Consider the following 24,788-nt stretch of genomic DNA (forward strand, 5'->3'; position numbering starts at 1 on the left):
CGTCAACTCCGCTGTCCGATTTGCCGGGCGGGCACGCCGCCCACGATGGCGCCGGGTGCGACATCCGACGTGACCACGGCCCCGGCCCCGAGTATCGCACCGTCGCCCACCCGCACCCCGTCGAGCACCTTGACCCCGGCGCCGACCCAGACGTCGCGGCCCAGAACGACAGGGCCCTTCGTCTCGAGCCCCTGCTCGACCATCGGACCGGCGCCGAGGGCGTGACGATACCGACCGCCCCCGAAATAGCATTGCCCCGCCACGATGGCGTGATCCCCGATCTCCAGGCCCGAGACAGCCGACAGCGTACATTGGCTGCCGATGGAGCAGTCGTTGCCGATGCGCAGATACCCCTGCTTGACCACCAGCACCGTGTCGCGGGCGATCAGGGTGCGGTCGCCGATGGTGAAATCGGCCACCCCCCCAGTGCCCCGCGCATCCAGCGAACAGCCGTCGTCGATGGACACATGGTCGCCCAGCGTCATCCAGCCGGGGCAACGCAGCGACAGGTTGCGGCCGAAGTTGACCCCCCGGCCCGCCGCGCGGAACAGCCCCGGAAAGAGCGCCTTGCGCAGGGCGAAACCCAGGGCGCCGCCGGTGCCGGCGGCGAAGATCATGGCCAGTTCGTAGTGCAGGAACGTGCCCCAGCCGCCTGTGCCGATGAAGAAGGCGCGATACTTGTCGACGGCCGACCCTGGCGCCGACAGCGAGGCGATCACGCGGTCCTTTTCGGGCCGCGGTGCCTTCGCGGTGGAAACGGGGTCGGGGGGAGTCACTGAATGGTCTCCAGTTCGCGCAAGGCCCAAATGAACTGCGGCGCCAGCGTGTAGGCCGCGGTTTCGGTCAGGTGATTGGTATCGCGGAACAAGGGCGTTCCGTCCAGAAACAGATCGCAATTCCGGTTATCGCAGAGCAATCGGTCGATGCGAACGCCAAGAAGGTCGTAGTCCTCCACCAGGCGGTCATAGCCTTCGATCACCCCGGCCGCGCGTCTGTCGAACCCTTCGCGCGAGATGCTCAGGTCCTCCGGGTCGCTACCGCGCACCGGGGTCCGGGCTGCGGCTTCGGGGACGGTTTGCTCGGCCTCGGGCGGGGGGTAGACCAGCATCACCTGCTTGCCCGCGCCCCGAAGGCGCCGGATCGCTTTTTCCAACCGGTCCAGGAAGAACGCCGTCCGGTCTGCGTCATACGACAGCGCGCCCGAGCGCGGCCCGATCAGAAGAAGGCCCCCCGCCATGACGCTTTCGCGCAGGGCGCGCCGGTGCGGCAGGGGCCAGGACTTGAGAGCCGGGAGGGCGCCGACGCCCATCTCCCACGCGCGCCAGGGCAGCCGGTAATAGGCTGCGGTGGGCATGAGGGTCGTCGTGGCCGCGCTGAGCGCGAAGGACGCGGCGGTCAGCCCCCCCACCCAGAGGATCGCCTGCCGGTTCAGGGCTGCAAGCGCCATCAGGATGAGCGGCACGAAGATGAAGAATTGCTCCTCGATGGGGAGCGACCAGGTGTGCAGGAGCGGCTTGGTATAGGCGGCGGCGTCGAGATACCCCACTTTGAGCAAGAACAGCACATTCGACGCGAAGAAGGTCGCGGCGGCGGCGCTTTGCCCCGCATCGCGCAGGTGGTGGGGCAGGAAAAGCGCCATGGCCGCTGCGAGGCTCGCCACGATCACCACGAAGAGCGCGGGCAGGATGCGCCGGATGCGCCGCTCATAGAACCCGGCGAGCGAGAACGTCCCCTCCCCCAGTTCGCGCCGGATGATCGACGTGATAAGGAACCCCGAGATCACGAAGAAGACGTCCACCGCGACGAAACCGCCCGGCGCCCAGGGCGCGCCGAAACGGAAGGCCACGACCGGCAGCACCGCTACCGCCCGGAGGCCGTCGATCTCGGGGCGGTACCTAAGGGACATCGCCGCCTTCCCGCGGGTGTGCGCCCTTTCGGATGGCATAGACCGCACCCCCGATCAGGCCCGCGGCAAGGATCACGGCGAATTCCGTCCAGGCGAAGGCCAGGGCCATCGACTCGTCCACGCCCCAGAGACCCAGAAGGAAGATGAACACGACTTCGCGTACGCCGATGCCGTTGATCGTGAAAGGGGCCATCATGGCGAAGATGGCGATGGGCACGATGGCGTAGAAGGCGCCGTAGGGCACGCCCAGCCCGAGCGCCTGAGACAGTACCCAGTAGAAGGTGACGACGTTGACCTGCAGCAGGATCGACAGCCCGAGGCAGGGACCCACGATGCCCCTGGCCCCGTCGAAGGCGCGCATCCCATCGACGATGCGGCGCAGGCGGGCGGGCGAACGGGCGGGCAGCGGGATCTGCCCCGGCAGCATCAGGAGGGCCAGCCCGCCGCCCACGATGGCGAGCGCGATGCCCGTCGTCAGCCAGAGACCCGGCAACCCCTCGACCACGCGGCGCATCGACACCGCCGCGACGGCCGCGAAGCCGATGAGCGTCAGCAGGCCGAACAGGCGGTCCACCACCAGCGACAGCGCCGTGAACCCCGGCGTCGCTCCGGCGCGCCAGGCGTCATAACTGCGGATCGCGTCGCCACCCACGACCGAGGGCAGGAACTGGCGGAAGAAGAAGGCCGACACGGTTGACGTCCAGAGATAGCGGAATCCCGGAGTTACCCCGCGCACGGCCAGGAGGCGCTGCCAGCGCAGCGCGACGATCGCCGCCCCCAGGACCTGCATCGCCACGGCAAGGACGAGGAGAAGTGGATCGGCCTTCGACATGACAGCCCAGACCGCGGCGAGGTCGGCCGACATCACGATCCAAAAGAGAAGCCCCGCGCAGATCGCGATTTTCAGCGATCGAAAGACCACGGCACGTCGTATGCGCCCGGGCGACACGCCGCCCGGGCGGCGGTTCGCTACCGGTCCAGGTGAAGCGTCATTCGTAATTTGACCGTCCATGCCCTACCCTTCCGCAGAAAACGGCCCATATAGATATGACGTAACGTAAATAATCCGCCTATTGCCAATTTTTCGTGTAAACCGTACCGGCCTGCCCGAGGACTGGAACGAATGATCAGATACATCGCCTGCGGATACGGATCGGCTGCCGTTTGCGCATTTCTGTTGGAAGCCGGCATCGACGGGTCGATCTGGATCCCGCTGCTGGCATTCTGGTTGGGCGGGGCAATCATCACGTTGGCGGTCGCCTGGGTTTCCGTCTTTCCCCCGGGCCGTGGCTCACTCGCTGCCGATCAGGCGGTGCGGCGCCGGCGTCCCGGCACGGGACTGGCCGACGGACCGTAGATCAATAGGCGCCCGGCGCCCGTCCACGCAGCACGATCAGGGCAGTTCGCATGATGATCGCCAGATCCTGGGACAGGGTCCAGTTGCGGACATAGTCGCTGTCTTCACGCACCCGGGCGTCATAGGTCCCGTCCGACCGGGCACCGATCTGCCAGGGCCCCGTCAGACCGGGACGAACCGACAGATAGAGCGACCGGGCCGGGCCATAGCGCCGCAACTCGTCCTCCACCACAGGGCGGGGCCCCACGAGGCTCATCTGTCCCGTCAGCACGTTCCAGAGCTGCGGCAACTCGTCCAGGCTCGTGGCCCGCAGGACATGCCCGATCCCCTTCAAAATACGCGGGTCGTTACGGAGCTTCTGGCTCTCGGCCCACTCCTCGCGCGCATCGGGATCGTCCCGCAAAAGGCGCGCCAACTGGACGTCGGCGTCGCGGACCATGGTGCGGAACTTGAGGCAGCCGAAGGGTATCCCGTCGCGACCGATGCGCTGATGGGCATAGACGACGCCCCCGCCATCACGCCACGCGATGAGCATCGCGATCAACGCCATCAGCGGCGCGAGAAGGATCAGCAGCGCGGACGCGACGAACACGTCGATACTGCGCTTTACCGCGCGCTTGCCGGGCGACGTGACGGGAATGGCGGAAACGGCCTCCGCTCCGGCCTTGGATATATCGATCATCTGCCCCCCCGGGTCGAAACAACTCACTATTATGGGTCGGCCGGGGCAGGCTCATCCTGCCTCCGATCGACGTGGCCGCAACCGCGACACCCACGCAACATTAATAAACCATTAACGGTTCCATGTCCCGCTACAACGGTGGAATTCCATACTTTAAACAATTTTGACGGTTTGACAGGACGTTACAGTGGGAATCAGGCAACAGTGCCCGATTCGTTCTGACGTTAGGTCATCCTCTTTTTTCTAAGCGGCTATCCGCTCATGCCCTGAAATCGCCCGAGATCCGGCGACGAATCGCCTCGCCGACCTGCCGAAACAGGCGGGTCGTCGCCGATGGACGATGGCGCAGGATCGACAGTGCGGCGCCCGGCTTGCGGGCGCGAAGATAGGTCAACACCGCCTCCGTCGCGGCCATATCGTCGAGCCGCCGACGCCGTGTCCGCATCAGGGTCCTTGCGCGGTCCGACAAGTCGAGACGCCGCGCGAAGGCTAGGTCGGCCACGGCCAGGGCGCGCGCATGCTGCGGGTCGAGCCGGGCCGAGATCGTCCCGGCCGACCGTCTATAGAGGTATCCGGCCTCGGGCATGACCCATAGCCGACCCCCCGACGCCAGAAGCGCCGCGATCAGGTGGAAATCCTCGCCGTTGCGCAGCGTGGTATCGTATCGCAGGCCGAGCCGGTCGACGGAGGCGCGACGCAGGACGGGTTTGAGATAGCCAGGCGACGGCACGCCGGGGCGGGCCTGGCATCCCTCCAGAAACCGCTCCAGCCCCCAGAGTTGGGGCGTCTGCAGAGCCAGGGGTGCCAGATGGGTCGTGCCGATGGGCTGCCCGGCGGGGTCGACGGGCTGAAAGTCGTCGAAGACTGCATCCGCACCCTGCGCCTCGCCGAAGGCGATCATCCGGGCCAGCCGGTCGGGCTCCATCCGGTCATCGGCGTCCAGCACCGCGATCCATTCGCCCTGCGCCACGTCCAGCGCGGCGTTCCGCGCCGCCGCCGGTCCGCCGTTCCGTTCCAGCCGCAGGACGCGGACGCGGTCGTCGTCGCGCGCGAGACGCTTCGCCGCCTCGAACGTGCCGTCGCCCGAAGCATCATCCACGATCACGACCTCGCAGGTCACGCCGGTCTGGGACAGCGCGCTTTGCACGCTGGCCGGCAGGACATCGCGGGCCCTGAAGGCCGCGACGATCACCGTTGCCTTGATCCCGTCGCCCGACATAGGCTGCACCCCGCATTCCAAGGAAGGTAACGCCATGTTCTCGAATGTCCCGGTCGGGGTCCAGCGTGCAGTTGCGGGGGTGGCCCTGGCGACTGGCGTGGCCCTGGCGGCGCAGGCCGAGCCGGAGGGCGCCTTCCTGTCAAGGTTCGACACGCAGGACCGTCTGGGCGAAGGGTGGCAGGTCAGCCATTTCACCATCCGCACCGACGATTTCCGCACCGCCTGGACGCGGGACGCGATCGCATGGACGGCCGAAGGCCTGACACTGTCCCTCCTCCCCGCGCCGGAGGAGGCCGAAACCCCGTTCCACGGCGCCGAGGTGCAGCGTGTCCGCCGCACCCATTACGGCCGCTACGAAGTCGAGATGACGGCGGCGCGGGGAATGGGCGTCATCTCCAGCCTGTTCACCTATACCGGCCCCTATTACGGCGACCCGCAGGACGAGATCGATTTCGAGTTCCTGGGCCGCGACACCACCAAGGTCTGGGTCACGCGCTTCGCCAAGGGCGAGCGGCTGCCCGGCCAATGGCTCGACCTGGGCTTCGATGCGGCCGATGGCCCGCATCTCTATGCCTTCGACTGGCTGCCGGACCGTATCGTCTGGTACGTCGACGGCGAGGAGTTCTTCCGCGTCGAGGGCGAGGACTACACCCTGCCCGACATTCCCGGCCGGATCATGTTCAACGTCTGGGCCGGTGGCCCGGCGCAAGCCGACTGGTCCGGCGTGGCCCCCGAGGACATGGAGGCGCAGGCCGAATACCGCTGCATCTCCTACCGTCCGCCGGAGTCGTCGGCGCCCATGTGTTCCGATCCGGTGCCAGGCGGATGACAGAGGTGCCGCAGGCCGCGGTCGTCATCGCGGCGTGGAACGCGGGTGCCACCATCGACCGGGCCATCGACTCGGCGCTGGCGCAGACCGTGCCTGTCGAGGTTCTGGTGGTCGACGACGCTTCCGACGACGATACCGCCGCGCGGGCCATGGCCCACGGCGACCCCCGCCTGCGCGTGCTGCGCCAGCCGCGCAACATGGGACCATCCGCCGCGCGCAACCGCGCCATCGACGAAAGCCGCGCGCCCTGGATCGCCGTGCTGGACGCCGACGACCGGATGGAACCGGAGCGCCTGGCCCGCATGACAGTCACCGCACGCGACACCGGTGCCGATTTCCTGGCCGACGACCTGTGGAAGCAGCCCGAGGGCGCGCCCGAGGCGGAGCGGAGCAGGTTGCTGTCGGACGAGAGCATCGGGACCGTTCCCGTGGACGCGGCCGCCTTCATCCGCGCGAACCTGTCCGCCCGGCACGGCGGGCGGCGGGAGATGGGGTTCCTGAAGCCGTTGATGTCGCGCGCGTTCCTCGACCATCACGATCTGCGCTACGATCCCGGCATCCGGCTGGGCGAGGATTTCGTCCTCTATGCCCGCGCCCTGCTGGCGGGTGCGCGCTTCGTGCTGACCGACCCGATGGGATATGTCGCGCATGTCCGGCCCGGATCGCTCTCGGGTCAGCACCCGACCGAGGCGCATGGCCATCTGGTCGCCGCAGACCGGGCGATGCTGGCGCTGCCCGGTCTCGATGCACCGACCCGTGCGGCCCTGCGCGCGCATATGATGGAGCAGCACAAGAAATGGGCCTGGCGACGGATGATCGACGCCGTCCGCGCCTCCGACCCGCGCGCCGCTGCCGCCTGTTTCCGCGCGCCGCCGCAGGTGGGTGTCGACCTGATCGGGCGACTGGGGCGCGAGGTCGGGCGCAGGCTCCTGTCGCGGCGCGGGGCGCAATGAGCGGGACGTTCGACGCCTTGGTGGTGGCCGATCCGCGCTTTTCCGGCGGCAGCACCTCGGCGCTGGTGGCGGACGTCGCCGCGATGGCGGGGCTGGGGATGCGGCTTGGCCTTCTGTTCGTGCGCTCGGCCTATCTGGACGACGCGCGCGACCCGGTGAACCCGGCCGCTGTCGCGCTCTGCGATCTGGATGGCGTGACGCCGCTGGCCCCCGGCGCCACGGCAGAGGCACCGCTGGCGTTCCTGCATCACCCTCTGGTCTTCGCCCGCGGGATCGAGGAGCGCGCGCATCTGACCGCGAGCCGCAGCGTGATGATCGCCCACCACACGCCGTTCCGCGCCGACGGGTCGCTGGAATACGACCCGCTCGTGGCCATTCGCCGGGCAAAGGCGGCACTGGGCCTTTCGGCGTGGATCGCGCCGGTCTCGCCCACCGTCCGCGCGCAGATGGCGGCCTTCGCGCCCCTTTTGCGGCAGACCGGCGACGACTGGCCCAACATCTTCGACCCCGCCGACTGGCCGGTGACGCGCCTGCCCTTCGACGGCGGCCCGGTCACGATCGGACGCCACGGCCGGGCCGACCCGCTGAAGTTTCCCGCGGCCGGGCCCGAGATCGACGCCGCCCTGCCCGCCGGTCCGGATATCTGCGTGCGCGTCATGGGCTGCCCGGCCGAGGCGCTGGCGGCCGCGGGGGCCCACCCGGAGGACTGGGAGGTGCTGCCCTTCGGCGCGGAGCCTGTGGCCGATTTCCTCAACACGCTCGACGTGTTCACCTATCACTACCACCCCGCCCTGACCGAAGCCTTCGGGCGCACGGTGGTGGAAGCCACGCTCTGCGGCCGGCCCTGCCTGCTCGACCCACGGCTGGAGGCGACCTTCGGCGATCTGGCGCAATACTGCGCTCCTGCCGGTGTGGCCGACGCCGTGCGCCGTCTTGCCGCCGACCCCGCCGCGACCCGCCTGCGGGCCGATGCGATACGCGACCGGGTGATCGCCCGCTACGGCGCGGAGGGCGTGGCCGCCCGCCTCGACCGGCTGCGCCGCGATCCCGGTTGCGCGTCGCGGACGGGTGGGGCAGTCGGGCCCCTGACGCTGGCCCGCAAGATGGCCGGACACTGGCGGCGGCGTCTGGCCGGCGCCGACGGATGACGGAGCCTTGAATGTCCCCCCTTCCCCGAATGTCACGCGTCGCCTTGCGATGGGCCATGCCCCGTCTGCGCCACCTGCCGTCCCGGCCGAGCGAGCCCCTGTTCGTCATCGGATCAGGTCGCAGCGGCAACACACTGGTTCGCCGGGTTCTCATGGCCTCGGGCCAGATCTACATCCCGCCCGAAACCTATGTGCTGGGCGACATCATCGAAGGCTGGCCCCAGTCGGCTTTGCTGCCTTGGCGGGAACGGGTCTGGCTGTTTTGCGCGCACTTCGAGAAACACCCTCACTTCGATACCTTCGACCTGCCGAACCTCAACGCTTTCGCGGCCGAGGCGGAAGCGATGGAAGACCGCCGCCTGCGCCCCCTGATCGACGCGCTGTTCCACTTTCTGACGCGCGCGGCCGGGTCGGAGGCGCCACGTTGGGGTGACAAGACGCCTTGGAACGCATTTCACCTGCCCGCCATCGGCCAGACCTTTCCGCGCGCGCAATACCTCTGGCTGATTCGAGACGGGCGCGACGTGGCACGGTCCTACGCGAAAGCCGGGCTGTTGCGAGACTTTGCGGCCGGTGCGCAGCGTTGGATCACGAACAACCAGGCCTGCGAGGCCTTCGGCCGCTGGACACCGAACCTGCGCCCATTGCGATATGAGGCGCTGGTGCAGGACCCGGAGCGCGAGATGGCCGGCGTCTTCGACTGGGCCGGACTTGAATTCGACCCCGCCATGCTGGAGGCCCCCGTCGGCCCCATGGGCGACGTCGAACGCGAGGCGCATCACGCGAACGTCACCGCACCCATTTCGGATACTTCCGTCGGGCGTTGGCGCGACGACGTCTCGGAGGAGGATCTGGCGGCAGCGCCGGAAGATTTCGCCGCCATGCTGGCGCGCTTCGGCTATGACTGAAGGTCGAGCTGCGGAGCGATCCTGTCGTCGATGAACTTCAGCAGCTTGCGGCGATAGGCCTCGGGGCTGAACTCCTCCGCAACCCGCTGGGCCGCCGCGGTCGCCAGCCGGTCGCGCAGCGCGCCGTCGGCCAGCAATTCGGAAAGCCCCCGCGCCATGTCCACCTCGTCCGGCGCGACCAGCATGGCTATGTCGTCGTCCAGCACCTGCGTATGCGTCGGCAGCCGGGTCGCGAGCAATGGTCTGCCACTGTCGAGATAGGAATAGACCTTCATCGGCGTGTTGCGCCCCTGCGTTCGGGGAGAGGCGACGACGGTGGCCTGACGCAGGTAATCCCCGATCCGCTCCACCGGGCGGGGGCCGAGGAACGTGACGCGGTCGCCCGCGCCGAGATCGCGCGCCAGATCGCGGTGCGCCGCGATATGCGCCTCGGTGCCGCCGATGACGACGAGCCGTCCTTCGGCTCCCCCGGCCACGGCACGGGCGAACCCCCGGATCAGAAGGTCCACTCCCTGATAGCCCTCCAGATTGCCGACATACATCACCACGGGTTCGGGAAACAGGCAGTCGTCGGGCATGGGCCCCGGCTCCGCGATCAGTGTCACGTCTTCCAGCGTCTGCACCGGCAGGCCGGGGGCATAGCCCTCGACCGTCTCCTGCAGGGCGCGGCAGCAGGTGATGGCGCCGATGCTGGCACGGGCGGCGCGGGCCTCGACCGCCGCGATGGCGCGGCGGATCCGGGGGGGCAGGCCGAACTTGTCGTCCATCTGCTCGGGGATCGAGCTGTCCATGTCATAGACGTAGGGCACGCCGAACAGGGGTTTCAGCGCCATGGCGATGAAGGCCGCTTCCTCGACCGCGATGATGAGGTCGTAGCGGTCGCGACGGAGGCGGCGGATCGCGGCGGCCATCATCCCCGCATCGGCCACGACCTTCTTGCCCGAGAAGCCGGGCGGCATGTTCCGCGTTCCGGGCAGCGCAGGAACCCGGAAGATGCGGCAGCCGTCGATCTGCGGATCCTCGCCCTCGGCCAGCACCAAGGCGTCGCAGGCATGGCCCGCGCCGGTAAGCACTTGCAACAGGGCGCGCACCGCGATGGGTGTGCCGCGCGGCACGAAGAACGGCTGGGGCGCGAGGACGAGGATCCTCATGCGCGCCGGACCGCCCGCAGGATCACCGGGTTGCCGATCCGGGGCGCCAGCGGCCGCAGCACCCGTTCGGCCACGGCCGAGAGGGGGGCCTTGTGCACCATCCTGTGCAGCGCCATGGGCAGCACGAACTGGCCCACGTGGGCGTCGGCGTCGAACCCGTGGCGGGCCAGCACCTCCGTCACCTCGTCCCGCCCGATCAGGCGATAGCGGCGGGTGCCGCGCTCGACCAGCCGCTTGGCGCCGAACAGGCGTTGACCCAGCCGGCCGCCGGCACCGTCAAGGGGGAAATCGACGATCACCGTGTCGCGCGCCATGCGGCAGAGCTCGGCCAGATATTTGGGCCAGTCGGCGACATGCGCCATCATCCGCATCGACACGACGGCATCGAAGCTGCGGTCGGCAAAGGGCGCGGCCATCAGATCGCCGGATGTGACCTTGAAGGAGCCCCGCGCCGCCGACAGCCTTGCGCCGGCATTTGCCCCGCTGATGAGGACGGTGACATCATGGCCCGCACGCGCCAGCGGCGGCGCCACCTGCGCGTGGCCGCCGCCCATGTCGAGGACGCTTGCCACCGGCCGGCCATCCAGCAGGGACAGTATGGCGTCGGTCTGCATCCGAAGCATCCATTCGCCCGTAGGACCCGCGAAGCGCCGGGCATAGAGGTCGGTGGATGCGGCGGCGTCCGCCTCCTCCCGAGGGTGGGCGAATTGCGCGGCTATGGGTTCGTGAGCCATCCAAAGGGTCCGAGTCCGTGAAATCTCTGCTTCTGAGAACGAATCGGACGCTAGCACGGTTTCACGCCCGTCGTGTGGCCTTTGCAGGGCCTTGACGTGGACAGCCCCTCGGCCCTACGCCCCATCTGCCCTGCGCCTGTCGCGCCGTCCGGAGGCGCATGAGCAAGACCTTCCTCATCAACGTCGGATCGCTGAGCGCGTCGCGTCTGTTCCTGGCCGCGTCACAGGTTCTGGTCCTGCCCTTCGTGGCGCGTTTCCTGTCGCCCGCCGACTTCGGGGACATGGCCCTCGCCATGGGCGTCGTGGTCTTTGCGCAACTGCTGAGCGATGCGGGTCTGGGCCGGTCGCTCATCCGCCAGCCGAAACTGGATCCGGCGGAATGGAACAGCGTGTTCTGGATGCTTGCAGGCGTCGGCGCGGCGCTGATGCTGGTGCTGGTCGCCGTGGCGCCGGTCTGGGCCGCGCTGTTCGACCGGGCGCGGCTGCTGCCGCTGGTGGCGACGCTCGCGGTGCTTCCGCTTCTGGGGGCGCTCGCGGCCGTGCCCACCGCGCGGATGGAACGCGACGACCGGTTCCCCGCGCTGTCGCTGATGCGGACGGTCGCGGGGCTGGCGGGCATCGCCGTGGTGCTGGTGTCGGCGGCGATGGGGGCGGGGGTCTGGGCGCTGGTGGCGCAACAGGTCGTGCTGGCCGCCACGCAGACCGCGATGGCCGCGGCGATGAGCCGGTTCCGCCCCGGTGCGCCGCGTGGCTTCACTCCGCTGGGCCATCACCTGCGGTTCGCGGCCGACAACATCGGCACCTCGCTTCTGTTCACCGGCCAGACGCAGGCGCCGGTTATGATTTTGGGCTACATCCTGGGGGCCGCGCCGCTGGGCCTGTTCTCGATGGCGCAGCGGTTCCTCACGCTGCCGCGCACGGGGCTGGGCGGGCCGATCGCGCAGGTGGTCTTCGTTCGGATGGCCGCACGACAGGCCGACCCAGGCGCGGTGGCGGACCTCTATCTGGCAAGCTGCCGGGTGCTCGCGTTCCTCGTGATCGTGCCGCTCGCCGTGCTTGCGGGCGCGGGCGAGACCCTGTTCCCCTTCCTCCTGTCGGACCGCTGGGCCGCGGTTGCGCCCGTCTTCGCGCTGGCCGCGCCCGGCATCGCCATCGAGATCGCCACCTCCACCGCCGGGGTTATGTTCCAGGCCCTCGACCGGACGCGGCTCAGGCTGCGGATGGCGGTGGAGCGCATGGTGCTGCGCACGCTCGCCGTGGCCGCCGCGGCGCCCTTCGGGCTGGAGGCGGTGGCGCTGGCCATCACGCTGTTCTCGCTCGCCTACACCCCGCGCTACCTGGCCTGGGCCAACCGCGCCGCGCCGATCGCCCAGACGGCGATCTGGCGCGCGATGGCCGCACCCGCGGCTGCGGGCGGCCTTGCCTGGGGCGCGCTCTGGATCGCCGCCGGGCGCCTCGACGGGGCCCAGACCCTGGCGGCGACCGTTGCCGTGCTGGCGCTGGCCTGGAGTGTGCTGGTCCTGTTGGACAGGCGGAACCTCAGGGCGGCGATGAGCGCGCTGAAGGGCGGCTTTTCCTGACCTTCGCTTCCCGTTCGGTGAACTTCCTGTTGCCTAGCGATCGTTAATCTGTGTTAACGTTTTCGCCTGTCGACCGTTGTTCCCGGCTATTTCCGTCGGGGCGAGCTGTCGCGTGAACTGACGACCGGCGCCCTGTTTCCAAGGGTTGTGCCGACCCTGGGGGGGGATTTCGCATGGCCTACCGCATCGACGATTCGTTCGACACGTTCGACACGGACTTCTGGAACCTTTCGGATTTCGCGCTTGCGGGCCGCATCTATCAGGCTGCCTGGAACGCGGACCACGTGGAGCTGGCGCCGGGCACGGTCACGCTGCGCCTGACGGGCGACGACAAGGACGGCAAGCCGTTCACCGGTGCCGAGATCCAGTCGTCCGAGAGTTTCGGCTACGGCTCCTACGAGATGCGGATGCAGCCCTCGGGCGAGGCCGGAGTGGTCTCGGCCTTTTTTCTGTTCACGTCGGACTATTTCGGCGCCACCCGCCAGAACGAGATCGACTTCGAGTTCCTCGGTCGCGACAGCACCGAGGTCCGGCTCAACTATTTCTACGGCTCCCAGAAGCTCGCCGCAGCGGGGCCCGTCATCGTCGATCTGGGCTTCGATGCCTCGGCCGGAATGCATGACTACCGCATCGAATGGATGCCCGACGGCATCCGCTGGTTCGTGGACGACCGCCTGGTGCACGAGGTCGCGGCCGACGGCGCCCCCGTGCCCCAGCCCGACGAAGACATGCTGGTCTATGGCGCCATCTGGACCGGCGGCGAGCGTCTGGAAAACTGGCACGGACCGATCGACGCGGACGTGAACACCACGGCGGTCTACGACGCCTTCTCCTACACTGAAGCGCAGATCGACCTTCCCGTCGACGCGAGTGGTGCCGTCACCTTCGCGGGCACCGAGGACGCCTTGGTGATCGACATGGATCAAGGCACCTGGGCCCGCGCCGCGCGGGTGCTCGCCATCGGCGATTCCCTGACCGAAGGGTTCGTCAACGTGGGCGATCCGAACGAGGACCCGGCGGACCGCGACGGCTATCGCAGCGAATTGTTCGACGGCATCGTCGCGGCGGGCGGCTGGTTCGACTACGTCGGTTTCCGCCAGACCGGGCCGTCCGGAATGATTGACCGCGACCACAGCGCGGTGGGCGGCAAGGCCCTGCGGGAGATCGTGGCGAGCAACGGATCGGCGGGCGCGGCGGACCTATCCGACAACCTCGACGCCTTCGCGCCCGATGTCGTGCTGCTGATGGCAGGGACCAACGACTACAACAACAACGCGGAGCAGTTCTTCTCGAACCGTCATCCCGCGATCATGTCCAACATGAACAAGGCCATCGACCAGTTTTTGGCGATGGAAGGCAGCGCAGATGCCTGGCTGGTGATCTCGACCATTGCACCCAAGATCCGCCAGGGCATCCCGGAGGAGTTCGCGACCTTCATCAACGAGGGCTATTCCACCGTGGGCGGGCAGCGCGAGGCGGGCGACGCGGGCAACGGCACCTTCGTTCCCGGTCTGCGCGCGCTGGTCGAGGGGCGCGGACTGTCCAACGTCGTCCTGTTCGACAACCCGCTCGACGCGGGCGACCTGTCGCCGGACGAGGTCCATTTCACCGACGCCGCCTATACCGAATACGCCGATGCGCTGTCGTCGTTCCTGCAGAGCCGGATCGGCCTGGAGGCCGGCACGCTGGACGGTGACGGAGAGTTCATGCAGGTCACCGGCCGCGTCGTGGGCGGCGAAGCGGGTGACCGCATCATCGGCAGCGCCGGCAGCGACGTGATCGAGGGGGGCGCCGGGTCTGATTACATCGACGGGCGCGGGGGGGCCGACACCATCGTCTATCGCGCCACCGCGCTGGACGGAAATCCCGACGTTCTGGCCGGGTTCAAACCCGGGCAAGGCGACCGTATCGACCTGTCGGGCATAGCCTCCGACTTCGGGTGGAGCGTGGCGCAGACGCTGTCGAACCTGGTACTGACCGATGTCGCCGCGGGCGTTCGGCTGGCCATGACGACCGGCTCGGGAGTGGTCGACTTCGCCACGGTGCTGGGTCAGACGGCGTCCGGCATCGCCGGCGCGATCACGGTGCAACCGCAAGCCTCCGCCGACGACGACGGCAACCTGGCGCTCAGCGCGCCAGACGCGACCATCACGGGGGATGAGGCGGCGTCGGTCGCGTTGGTCCTCTCGGGTCTCGACGCCGATGCGATTGCCGTGATCCGCGTCACGGACGGCACGACGGTCCTGACGCGCACGGCCGGGTCCGACGGCACCTATCTCTTCGACATCAGCGGCCTTCTGGAGGGGTCCATCGCCACCTCGGTCACGGCGACCGACGCCGGGGGGGCGAGCCTGACCCTTCCGGGCGATACGCTGTCGCTGTTCGGCGATGTGCCCGACACCTCGGCCGACGAGGACGGCAACCTGGCGCTGGGCGCGCCCGATCTGTCCATCGACGCGGATGAGGTCGGCGCGGTGGTCTTCGCCGTCTCGGGCATCGACGCGGATGCCAGTGCCGTCGTCACCGTCACCGATGGCAGCGCCACCGTCACCTCCGCCGCGCTCGACGCCGACGGCAGCGTGACGCTGGACCTGTCGGGTCTGGGCGACGGGACGCTGAGCAGTTCCGTCACCGCGACCGACGCAAAAGGCAACACCGCGACCGTCGCCGGGCCGGGTCTGACGCTCGACACGGCCCCATCGACCGACCCGGGCGATCCGACCGATCCGACCGATCCGGGTACGCCCACCGACCCCGACACTCAGATCGTGGGCACTTCGGGCGAAGACATCCTGAAGGCGGGTGCCCAGGCCACGACGCTCCTCGGGCTGGGCGGGGGCGACAAGCTGTTCGGCGGATCGGGCGATGACGTCCTGATCGGCGGTGCGGGGGCCGACGTCCTTCGCGGCGGCGAAGGCGCCGACACCTTCGTCTTCACCATGGACGACGTGCTGACGCCCGGCGATGACCTGAAGGATTTCGACCTGTCCCAGGGCGACCGGCTGGAGTTCCGTGACATCCTCTCCGGTTTCGACGGCAGCGACCTGTCGGGCCATATCCGCATCGTCAACCAAGGCACGCTGGGCCGGATCGAGATCGACGCCGACGGCGGCGGCGACGACTTCGCCATGCTGGCCTATATCCGGAACGGACGCGGTCTGGATGCGGCGCAGATGCTGGTCGATGGTGGACTGATCGTGACGGCAGCGGGGGAGGTGCCCGACACCGGAGGAGGAACGCCCGACACCTCGGCCGACGAGGACGGCAACCTGGCGCTGGGCGCGCCCGACCTGTCCATCGATGCGGATGAGGTCGGCGCGGTGGTCTTTGCCGTCTCGGGCATCGACGCGGATGCCAGTGCCGTCGTCACCGTCACCGATGGCAGCGCCACCGTCACCTCCGCCGCGCTCGACGCCGACGGCAGCGTGACGCTGGACCTGTCGGGTCTGGGCGACGGCACGCTGAGCAGTTCCGTCACCGCGACCGACGCAAAAGGCAACACCGCCACCGTCGCCGGGCCGGGTCTGACGCTCGACACGGCCCCATCGACCGACCCGGGCGATCCGACCGATCCGGGTGCGCCCACCGACCCCGACACTCAGATCGTGGGCACTTCGGGCGAAGACATCCTGAAGGCGGGTGCCCAGGCCACGACGCTCCTCGGGCTGGGCGGGGGCGACAAGCTGTTCGGCGGATCGGGCGATGACGTCCTGATCGGCGGTGCGGGGGCCGACGTCCTTCGCGGCGGCGAAGGCGCCGACACCTTCGTCTTCACCATGGACGACGTGCTGACGCCCGGCGATGACCTGAAGGATTTCGACCTGTCCCAGGGCGACCGGCTGGAGTTCCGCGACATCCTCTCCGGTTTCGACGGCAGCGACCTGTCGGGCCATATCCGCATCGTCAACCAAGGCACGCTGGGCCGGATCGAGATCGACGCCGACGGCGGCGGCGACGACTTCGCCGTGCTGGCCTATATCCGGAACGGACGCGGTCTGGATGCGGCGCAGTTGTGGGCGGACGGCGACATCCTCATTACGGGCTGACGCGCACCGCCGCCACTTCGACCGCGCGGCGCTCCGCGTCCCAGCCCCGGATACGGGCCGCGATATCCGCGGTCCGTTCCAGCAGGTTCCGACCCTCCGACCCCGCAAGCTGACCGGTTTCGGCCAGGGTCGTGCGCCGCAAAAGCACGTCCGACAGCGTCTGGGCCATCTCGTCGTCGAAGGCGGTGCGAACCCGGTCGGCCAAGCCATGTTCATCCGCCGGATCGAAGACGGCCAGGCCCGGATCGGGCAGGTCTTCGGCAAAGCTTCGTCCATCCGCCCGGCCGCGCCCGATCTGGGACGCGGCGCAATCGACGGCCCTTTCGGCGATCAGTCGGGCAGTCGTGTACTTGACCCCCATGACGCTGATGAGGCCCTTCGGGCCGCCGGCCTGCGAATGGTCGATCAACGTCCCGCGCGTCTGGCGCCGGGGGCCGCCGGGGCCGTCATCGACGTCGGCGGGAATGAGGCCCTGGTAGGCCCAGAGGACGTTACCCGGCACCAGGGCGGGGCTGGCGGCCGCGATCTCGGCCAGGAAGGCGGCAATATCGGCCGGATCGCGGGGATCGGTGCCTCCCGCCTCATGCGTGCCGATGATTGTGCGCCCCTGCCAGGGCGTCAGGAAATACATCCGCCCACCGCGCGCGACCACGGCGTCGGACCGGCTGCGGCTGACGATGCCGATGGCCTGCGTGTCGGCGGGCCGGTCGGTGACGATGTTCGTCGCACGTGCGAAGCCCGGAAAGCCGCGCGGCGCGTTCGGAAGGACGGGAGCGGTCAGGCCGGATGTCGCGGCTCCCGCGCAGCAGAGCGTGACGCGGGCGTGGACCTCGCCGTCCTGCCCGGTCAGGCGGTCGCGCAGCCGGGCGCCGGTTACCGCATCACCCATGCGGATCAGGGCGACGGCATCCATGTGGTTGGCGGCGCGCAGGCCCGCATCGACCCCGGCCCGCAGGCACGCGAGATGCAGCCGGTTCGCGTCGATGATTTGTCCGTCGCGCCAGACACCGCCCCCGGTCAGCCCGTCGGGCGCCAGGTCGCCAAGGCGCATGCGGGCGGCCTTTTGTCCGATCACGCCGCCGCCGCCATAGTCCGGTCCGCGCAACCCGGTGGATGCGACTCGGTAGATCGCCGCGGCGGCAGCAAAGGCCTCCGGGCCCTTCACGCCATGGCCGAACAGCGGGATCACGAAGTCGAGCGGGCGGATCAGGCCGGGCGCGGCCCGCTGCCAGAAGGCGCGTTCCCGGGCCGACGCACGCATCCGGCCGATATCGAGATGCTGCACATAGCGGATGCCGCCGTGCATGATCTTGAGGGAGTTATGCGATGCCTCGCCGCCGAAATCGCCCCGGTCGACCAGCACCGTCGCGAGACCGCGCAGCGCCGCATCCCGCGCGGCCATCAATCCGTAGATGCCTCCACCGATCACCAGGACGTCGACGGGTTCGGCCGTCAGGTCGGAGAGGGTCGCGCGCTTCATCTCCGAGCCGTCCGCCGGAGCGTCATCTGTTCCGCCAGAACCGCCAGCGTGCCGCGGCGATCGCCGAATACGGTCGGCTGGCTCTCCAGCGTCATCAGCCTGCGAGCGAGATCGGTCGCCGGACGCTCCGGGTCGAGAAGGCCGGGCAGTAGGAAGCCGAAACGGCCCACGTCCTCCTCGCTGTCGGGAACCGGAAGGGGGTCGGTACCCGGCAGGACAGGTGCCGCATCGAACAGCCGGGGGCGCGGCCAGGCTGGCGGCCGTCCCGCGTTGTCGCCGAGCAGAACGCCGGGCATGCCATGGCCGACCAGTTCCGCCACACGCCCGCCACGGCGGCCCAGCCATTTGCCAAGGCCCCAGGGCAGAATGGCGGGCGTGCCCTGCGACCGCAGGGCCTGCAGGATTTCAGCCACCGGACGCCCGTCCGAGAACCGGACCCGCGTGGCCGATGCGAGCACTTCGATCCCCTCGACGCTGACGATCTGGCGCCCGGCGATCAGGGTCAGTTCCCGCCCGGCGCCATCCGCGGCAATCAGCGCGGCCGGGTCCTGCGGCAGCCTGCGGGTATGCCAGCCACCCAGGGCCATCCTGCCGGACGCAAGCGCACCGAAGGCTCCGTCCCGCGACGTCTCGGTCAGCAGCAGGCAGAAGGCCACGGCCCCCGGCGCCGCATGGCGCATGTTGCGATGCGCGGCGTCGAAGACGCGCGCGGCCTCCATGCCGGGATAGAGGTGGACATGGCCGTCCACCGCCGTCTCGTCGCCCGTCGTCGGTTCCATCCCGCCCCCTCGTCCGGCATCGGCCTTTCCGGTCGATCCGCCGCACCATGTGGCCGACCCGACGGGCACGTCAATTGTCGGCGCCGTCGAAATGCTGTGGAATCCGGCGATCAAAGAGTATCAGGTGGGCGCAACGAAAGGTGGACCATGTACGCAAGCCATGATGGACGGCCGACCGGCCTGCAACTGCGGATAACTCCGCAGCGGCGAGACTTCATCGTGCTGTCGTTGTGGTTCGGCGTGACCTTCGTGCAGTTTCCCGGCGATCAGCTGCTGCTCTATCCGCTGGCGGCCTACTACGCGCTGACGATCTGGCGCGACCAGCGGGCGATCCTGCCCCTGGTGTCCCGGGGATGGATCGTGCTGGTCTTTCCCCTTTGGTGCCTGCTCTCGGTCGCTTGGGCGGTCGAGCCGGTGGAGGCGCTCAAGCATGCGGTATACCTGTCGCTGACCATGCTGATCTGCTTCCAGGTCGCCTCCAGCCTGACGCCGCGGCAGATCATGCAATCAGTCCTGCTGGCCACGGGCGTGATCGGAGTCATCAACATCCTCTACGCCTTCGGACCGGGCGAGATCGACCGCGGCATCTTCACTCAAAAGAACACCATGGGAAAGAACATGGTCGTCCTGTGGATTGCGGCATTGGCGACCTGTCTCGATCCCGGGGCTCCGAGGATATGGCGATTGGTGGCGGCCGGCCTGGCGGGCATCGCAGCGGTGATGGCGGTGCTGAGCGATTCAGCGACCGCGGTGCTTCTGGTGCTGGCGTCATCGATGATTCTCCTGACGGGGGCGGTGATCCTCCGCGGCGGGCTGTTTCGCGCCAGTCGCCTTGCCACTGCCTTCTTCCTGTTGGCCGCGCTGGCCGGCACGGCCATGGTGGTGCTGCCAACGCTGACCGCCGATCCGGTCGCCGTCGTCCTAGACCGATTCGGCAAGGACACGACGCTGACCGGGCGCACCGTTCTGTGGGACTATGCCGAGGACCAGATCGCCGAACACCCGGTGCTCGGCGTCGGCGCGGGGGGCTTCTGGCGCTATCAGGCCTCGCCGCTGGTGCGGAAGATCTACTTCGATTTCTACAAGGCGCCGGGCGACGTCTTCAATTTCCACAACAGCTACTATGAGATCGCCATTCATCAGGGGCTCGTCGGCCTCGCGCTGGCGGTCATGGGCACGCTCTGGGCGGTCGTGATCCTGACGCGGGCCACGGTGCGGCTCGGGACGATGCCGCTGATCTACTTCTTCACGCACATGCTCGTCGTGCTGGTGCGGAGCTTCACGGAGGCCGACTTTCTGAGGCCGTTCGTGATCTTCCACATCATCTTCTGGATCGGTGCCCTGGCCGCCTGCCACGGCATGATGCGGCGGGATGTCGCAAGTGCAAGAGAAACGTAACGTCCGACGCACCAATCCTGCGGTAATTCACCGATGACCAACCGCAAAACGGGCATAATGTCGCCGTTTTCCGCGCCTAGGCCTGAAATCCGCCCAAACCGTTTGTGATGGGCGAAACACGAGGATAGGCGGGAGGCCCACACACAACCACAACATCAAGCACGGCATACCCGAGACGATTCCAACGTCCGTTCCGACGGATTGCGACCCGCCGCTTGTCAACGGTCCCAGTCCGAATCGACACGACACGTAATCTTCTGCCTTTAACCCTTCGGTAACCCTGAGGGTCTAGGCCCCATCACGCCGCACATTCGTGCGGATCAAGTCTGCCCGGTTCGTCACACCGGTCCCGACCCCGCACCGCGGTGGCCGGTCCTGATGCTGTCGGCCCACAAAGCGAAGGATATTCCGCCCGTGAATGCGCACCACACCGATGCCGCCGACTCATTGCTGAAGGCGGCAAAAGCGACACACGTTGCCGTCAGAGATGGAAACTGGTCCGACCCTGACACATGGCAAGGCGGCCGCGTCCCTGACGCCGGGTCACTTATACACATTCCCTCCGACGTTTCAATCACATATGACGTGAAAACCTCTCCTGCGTTCGGCACGCTTCGCCTGGACGGGACGCTGTCGTGGACGCATGCCCACGATACCGAGATGCTGATCGAGACCGTGGTGACGAGCGCCGGATCCCTCCTTGAAATCGGGACCGCGGATGACCCGCTACCCGCGCATATCACCGCTGACGTGGTGTTCCGCGACACCCCACTGAACATGAAGGCCGACCCTGCGCTGCTGAGCCACGGGCTCGTGGCCCACGGGAAGGTCAGCATCGAAGGCGCCGAGAAGGAGAGCTTCCTGACGCTCGAGGATGCCGCGCGCGCCGGGGACACCAAGATCACGGCCGAGGGCGACCTCGGCAACTGGACCGTCGGCGACACGATCCTGATCGTCGGCACGGAATACGTGGGCGAGGACCGCAACGGTGTCCTTCAGACGCAGGACGAAGAACGCACCATCGTCGCCATCGACGGCGACACGATCACCTTCGACCGCCCGCTCGACCACGACCACACGACGCCGTCGGGCATGAAGGTCGACACTTACGTCGGCAACCTCTCGCGCAACGTGACCTTCAGCTCCGAAAACCCGGAGGGCACGCGCGGCCACTTCATGATGCACAACGGCGAGAGCGACGGCGCGGGCGATCCCGCCAACTCCGTTCGCTACGCCGCCTTCGACGAGATGGGCCGGACAGACAAGAGCCAGGACATCAGCGCCTCGAACCCGGAGGGTCGCTATCCCCTGCACCTGCACATGACCGGAGAAGGCGTCGGCGTCTCGACCTCCGTGCTGGAGGGGAACGCCGTCACCGGCGGTCCGGGCTGGGGCATCGTCCAGCATTCGAGCCGCGCGCTGATCAACGACAACATCGTCTTCGACATCACCGGTGGCGGCATCGTCTCGGAAACCGGCAACGAGACCGGTGCCTGGATGCGCAACCTCGTCAGCAGCGTGACGGGCTATGATGAGCCCAACAAGAACGGCGACGGCAACCAGGGTGCCGCCTACGAGAACCAGTCGCGCGTGATCGTCCAGCAGGACAACATTGCCGCCAACTCGAAGCTGGGCTGGAACTTCTCCGGACAGGAGGATTTCGCCGAGGACCAGAACCGCAACGGCGCGCCTCGGGATGGCGCCCACCGCAAGATGTTCGAGCGCGAGCAGGTCAAGTTCGACCCCTCGCCCTTCGACGTGGCGCTCGACCATGAGGAGCCGCCGATCGTCGACTTCACCGGCAACACCGTCATCGGATCGGAAGAGGCGTTCCGCGTCTATCACCGCCAGTTCTCGGACGACACCGACACGATGAGCGTGATCCGCGACTTCACCGTCTGGGGCGGCCAGAACGGCGTCAACCTCAAGAACTATTCGTCGAACTACGAGTTCATCGACTCGACGATCCAGGGAAGCGGCGAAGGCTTCCGGGTCGAACGCAAGACTTCCGCAGTCGTCTTCAACGACGTGGAGTTCCGCGACTTCGGCACGGGGTGGCACAGCTATGGCGTGAACCACGAATCGTTCCTGGTCGACGTCGATTTCGTCAATGTGCGGAACGAGTTCAAGATCGAAGACCTCATGGTCAACATCAAGAGCGGCGCCCAGAAGCAGAAGCTGGTCGACTACTACCGTGAGAAGTACGGCATCGACTACAATAACCCGAAGCCCGGCGTCATCGACAGCTCCAAGCTCAAGAAGGTCGACAAGGTGACCTTCGTTGCCGACCGGGACGCCGACCTGAAGGTGGGTGCGGGCGATTCGCGACTGGAGATCAAGGGAAAGATCTACGATTCCCTGGGCGAGCGGACGTTCAACGAGTACGTCGTCGCCAAGACGCCCGCGGGCAACACCGGCTCCAAGGAGTTCGACGGCATCGACCTGCGTTTCGGCAGCAAGGCGGCCGGACTTCAGATCGACTACACCTTCGACGAGTTCCTGGCCGTACACGGGACCTTCCAGAAGGCCGACGGAACCTGGGTGTCACCGGTCGTCAACTGGATCACGGACCGCCTGACGGCCGAACAGCATCCCGTCATCATCGAGATCGAGCTCGTCGGTCTGGACAGGCAAAAGCTCCAGGAATACCGGCTCGACAGCTATCCGAACCCCGGAATCGACAACAAGGGGTTCGACTACGGCTTCGGTGATCTGGGCGCCGACAAGCCTGGCCACGACAAGGGCGACCATGACGACGGCGGTCACAACAGCGGCGGTCACGACGGCGGAAAGGATGAGGGCGAAGGTCAGATGCCCGATCCGAAGCCGCAGCCCGTTCCCGAGCCGGAACCGAAGCCAGAACCCAAGCCCGAACCCAAGCCCCAGCCGGAACCCATTCCCGAGCCCGAACCCGAGCCCGCGCCGACCCCGGGCAAGACGCCCATGCCCATGCCCGACGGCGATGTCGTGCGCGGCAACGGAACCCTGCGGGGTAGCGATAACGGCGACCTGCTGGAGGGTGGATCGCGCAAGGACGTTCTTTATGGAAACGACGGCGACGATACCCTCATCGGGAACGCCGGGGCCAACAAGCTCTATGGTGGCGAGGGGGCGGACCGGTTCGTGTTCAACGACGCCTCGCTGGACGGCATCCGGGACGACGTGAAGGACTTCGACGTCTCCGAAGGCGACATGCTGGTGTTCCAGGGCATCGTGCCCGGCGCCCATGGCGACCTCAACGACTGGCTTCGGATCGAGAAGAGCGGAACGCTCGGCATCCTTCAGTACGACGAGACCGGAACCGGAAAGTCGTTCGAGGATATCGCGGTGATCCGCGACGGTCGGGGCCTGACGATCGAATCGCTGATCGGCTCCGACTCCATCGACATCCTTTGACCCACCACGCCCCCGGTCGTCAGATCGGGGGCGACCCTTTCAGAAAGGCCGCGGCAGGCAACTCGTCGCGTTCGACCATCGCGGACGGAGCCTTGCCTTCACCGCTCGGCCGCGTCAGCGCCGTCATCAACCGGCAGATTGCCAAGGCCTGCAACCAGCGGTGCGCCATGAGGGCCTCTCTCAGACGCCAGCGCAGCCCCATACGCAGGCTGGCGGCGATGCCCGCACCGGCCGCGCTTCGTCCGGCCAACCCGGCCAGCCCACGACGGGTTTCTAGGCTCATCGCCTCCGCGATGCCGTGCTTTCCCGCCATCGCGCGACGGCAAATAGCGCGCTCGACCCCGCTCGGCGCCATGTCGGGCAGGATTTCGGCGGCGGCCATGAAATCCGCGAGCGCGGCCGGCCAGTCCGTTCGCCGGGCATAGACGCACCCTCGCTGCAGAAGGGCTGCGCGCCGCACCAGGGACGGATCGTCGCCGTCGAACATGGCCTCGTAGAACGACAGGGGGATACGATTGCGGAACGACGCGAAGATCTCGCGATCGACCGCCTTCCACACCGCGTCCGACTGATCGGCCGCGTGGCGCGCGGCGGCGGGCCCGCGGTCGCCGTCGTGTTTGCGCTGCAAGAACAGCGGCGCTTCGGTCACGACGATGGGGGCCGCCACGCCCAGCCGGACCACCATGTCGTAATCGATCGACCGGCGCAGATCCTCGCGGAAGGGTCCGACGCGATCATAGACCTCACGCCGGACCATCATCGCATTCTGAAACAGGAAGATGTCCTCGAGCAGGTGCCGGACCGGCGCGCCGCTCGACAGGTCCGGCCAGTAGCCCGGACCCTGCTCGATCCCCCCCTCACGGAACCGCCGGTAGGAGCCGCCGGCCGCGCCCGCGTCGGGATTGCGGTCGAGCATCCCGGCCAGCGTCGCCGCGGCTTCGGGCAGGGCAATGTCGTCATCGTCGCAGATCCAGATATAATCACCCCGCGCTTCGGCTATTGCTGCGTTCAAGGCGCGAGACTTGCCTCCATTTTCGGATGTGAAGACGCGCAAACCCTTGCCGGACTGCCGGAGGACCGATAGCGTTTCATCCGTCGAACCATCGTTCCAGACGATCGTTTCATCGACAGGTCGTGTCTGTCGGTTCAGTCCTTCGATGGTCTGACGCAGGAAGCCAGCGCGGTTGTAGGTGGGGATGATCGCCGTAATTAAGGGCATTTC

Annotated in this window: 17 protein-coding genes and 2 pseudogenes; 8 read left to right on the forward strand and 11 right to left on the reverse strand. The window is 67.9% G+C overall.

What is annotated here, in order from left to right:
• Positions 1 to 2 precede the first annotated feature (2 nt).
• From JAN5088_RS19645 to JAN5088_RS07230, 6 genes and pseudogenes are all read right to left on the reverse strand, one after another.
• Positions 3 to 188: pseudogene (locus JAN5088_RS19645) on the reverse strand (DapH/DapD/GlmU-related protein); the annotation flags it as partial.
• An 81-nt stretch (positions 189 to 269) separates the two neighbouring features.
• Positions 270 to 617, reverse strand: a pseudogene (locus JAN5088_RS19650) (acyltransferase); the annotation flags it as partial.
• A 155-nt stretch (positions 618 to 772) separates the two neighbouring features.
• Positions 773 to 1,906 (reverse strand): acyltransferase family protein, encoded by a 1,134-nt coding sequence (locus JAN5088_RS07210; RefSeq protein ID WP_055682127.1) that lies wholly within the window; start codon positions 1,904 to 1,906, stop codon positions 773 to 775.
• Positions 1,896 to 2,828, reverse strand: a complete 933-nt coding sequence (locus JAN5088_RS07215; RefSeq protein ID WP_055682128.1) for a lysylphosphatidylglycerol synthase transmembrane domain-containing protein — start codon at positions 2,826 to 2,828, stop codon at positions 1,896 to 1,898. Before JAN5088_RS07215 ends, JAN5088_RS07210 begins: the two co-directional genes overlap by 11 nt.
• 436 nt (positions 2,829 to 3,264) lie before the next feature.
• A complete protein-coding gene (locus JAN5088_RS07225) occupies positions 3,265 to 3,945 on the reverse strand; it encodes a sugar transferase (protein ID WP_055682130.1) in 681 nt (226 codons plus the stop codon).
• Positions 3,946 to 4,204: 259 nt separating this feature from the next.
• Positions 4,205 to 5,200 carry a glycosyltransferase family 2 protein gene (locus tag JAN5088_RS07230; protein ID WP_082429861.1) on the reverse strand — a complete coding sequence of 332 codons (996 nt, stop codon included), beginning with the start codon at positions 5,198 to 5,200 and terminating at the stop codon, positions 4,205 to 4,207.
• Here JAN5088_RS07230 and JAN5088_RS07235 point away from each other — a divergent pair.
• From JAN5088_RS07235 to JAN5088_RS07250, 4 genes are read left to right on the forward strand one after another with little or no spacing between them, the layout of a single operon-like run.
• A complete protein-coding gene (locus JAN5088_RS07235; protein ID WP_055682132.1) occupies positions 5,199 to 5,993 on the forward strand; it encodes a family 16 glycosylhydrolase in 795 nt (264 codons plus the stop codon). The two genes, JAN5088_RS07230 and JAN5088_RS07235, sit on opposite strands and share 2 nt — an antisense overlap.
• On the forward strand, positions 5,990 to 6,946 hold the full coding sequence (locus JAN5088_RS07240; protein WP_074962401.1) for a glycosyltransferase family 2 protein: 957 nt from the start codon (positions 5,990 to 5,992) through the stop codon (positions 6,944 to 6,946). Before JAN5088_RS07235 ends, JAN5088_RS07240 begins: the two co-directional genes overlap by 4 nt.
• Complete coding sequence (locus JAN5088_RS07245; RefSeq protein ID WP_055682134.1) at positions 6,943 to 8,094, forward strand: glycosyltransferase family protein; 1,152 nt, start codon at positions 6,943 to 6,945, stop codon at positions 8,092 to 8,094. The genes JAN5088_RS07240 and JAN5088_RS07245 overlap by 4 nt, the downstream gene beginning before the upstream one ends.
• Before the next feature lie 11 nt (positions 8,095 to 8,105).
• Positions 8,106 to 9,002 (forward strand): sulfotransferase family protein, encoded by an 897-nt coding sequence (locus JAN5088_RS07250; RefSeq protein ID WP_055682135.1) that lies wholly within the window; start codon positions 8,106 to 8,108, stop codon positions 9,000 to 9,002.
• Here the strand turns inward: JAN5088_RS07250 and JAN5088_RS07255 are convergent.
• Both JAN5088_RS07255 and JAN5088_RS07260 read right to left on the reverse strand, forming a co-directional pair.
• Positions 8,993 to 10,153, reverse strand: coding sequence for a glycosyltransferase family 4 protein (locus JAN5088_RS07255; protein WP_055682136.1), 1,161 nt, complete (start codon positions 10,151 to 10,153; stop codon positions 8,993 to 8,995). The two genes, JAN5088_RS07250 and JAN5088_RS07255, sit on opposite strands and share 10 nt — an antisense overlap.
• Complete coding sequence (locus JAN5088_RS07260; protein ID WP_055682137.1) at positions 10,150 to 10,887, reverse strand: class I SAM-dependent methyltransferase; 738 nt, start codon at positions 10,885 to 10,887, stop codon at positions 10,150 to 10,152. The genes JAN5088_RS07255 and JAN5088_RS07260 overlap by 4 nt, the downstream gene beginning before the upstream one ends.
• A gap of 158 nt (positions 10,888 to 11,045) precedes the next feature.
• On the opposite strand from JAN5088_RS07260, the gene JAN5088_RS07265 reads away from it, so the two are divergent.
• Positions 11,046 to 12,467, forward strand: coding sequence for an oligosaccharide flippase family protein (locus tag JAN5088_RS07265; RefSeq protein ID WP_055682138.1), 1,422 nt, complete (start codon positions 11,046 to 11,048; stop codon positions 12,465 to 12,467).
• A gap of 173 nt (positions 12,468 to 12,640) precedes the next feature.
• Positions 12,641 to 16,513, forward strand: a complete 3,873-nt coding sequence (locus JAN5088_RS07270) for a family 16 glycosylhydrolase (protein ID WP_055682139.1) — start codon at positions 12,641 to 12,643, stop codon at positions 16,511 to 16,513.
• Here JAN5088_RS07270 and JAN5088_RS07275 read toward each other — a convergent pair.
• Together JAN5088_RS07275 and JAN5088_RS18875 are read right to left on the reverse strand one after the other, a co-directional pair.
• Positions 16,503 to 17,993, reverse strand: coding sequence for an FAD-dependent oxidoreductase (locus JAN5088_RS07275; RefSeq protein WP_055682140.1), 1,491 nt, complete (start codon positions 17,991 to 17,993; stop codon positions 16,503 to 16,505). The two genes, JAN5088_RS07270 and JAN5088_RS07275, sit on opposite strands and share 11 nt — an antisense overlap.
• A complete protein-coding gene (locus JAN5088_RS18875) occupies positions 17,990 to 18,772 on the reverse strand; it encodes a hypothetical protein (protein WP_055682141.1) in 783 nt (260 codons plus the stop codon). The genes JAN5088_RS07275 and JAN5088_RS18875 overlap by 4 nt, the downstream gene beginning before the upstream one ends.
• A 147-nt stretch (positions 18,773 to 18,919) precedes the next feature.
• On the opposite strand from JAN5088_RS18875, the gene JAN5088_RS07285 reads away from it, so the two are divergent.
• Positions 18,920 to 20,170 (forward strand): O-antigen ligase family protein, encoded by a 1,251-nt coding sequence (locus JAN5088_RS07285; protein ID WP_055682142.1) that lies wholly within the window; start codon positions 18,920 to 18,922, stop codon positions 20,168 to 20,170.
• A 378-nt stretch (positions 20,171 to 20,548) separates the two neighbouring features.
• Entirely contained in the window at positions 20,549 to 23,566 is a 3,018-nt protein-coding gene (locus JAN5088_RS07290; RefSeq protein WP_074962407.1) for a G8 domain-containing protein, read from the forward strand.
• Positions 23,567 to 23,585: 19 nt separating this feature from the next.
• Here the strand turns inward: JAN5088_RS07290 and JAN5088_RS07295 are convergent, their stop codons facing one another.
• Entirely contained in the window at positions 23,586 to 24,785 is a 1,200-nt protein-coding gene (locus tag JAN5088_RS07295; protein WP_055682144.1) for a glycosyltransferase family 2 protein, read from the reverse strand.
• Between the last annotated feature and the right edge of the window lie 3 nt (positions 24,786 to 24,788).

It is taken from the genome of Jannaschia rubra, assembly GCF_001403735.1.
In the GTDB taxonomy this organism is placed as follows: Bacteria; Pseudomonadota; Alphaproteobacteria; order Rhodobacterales; family Rhodobacteraceae; genus Jannaschia; species Jannaschia rubra.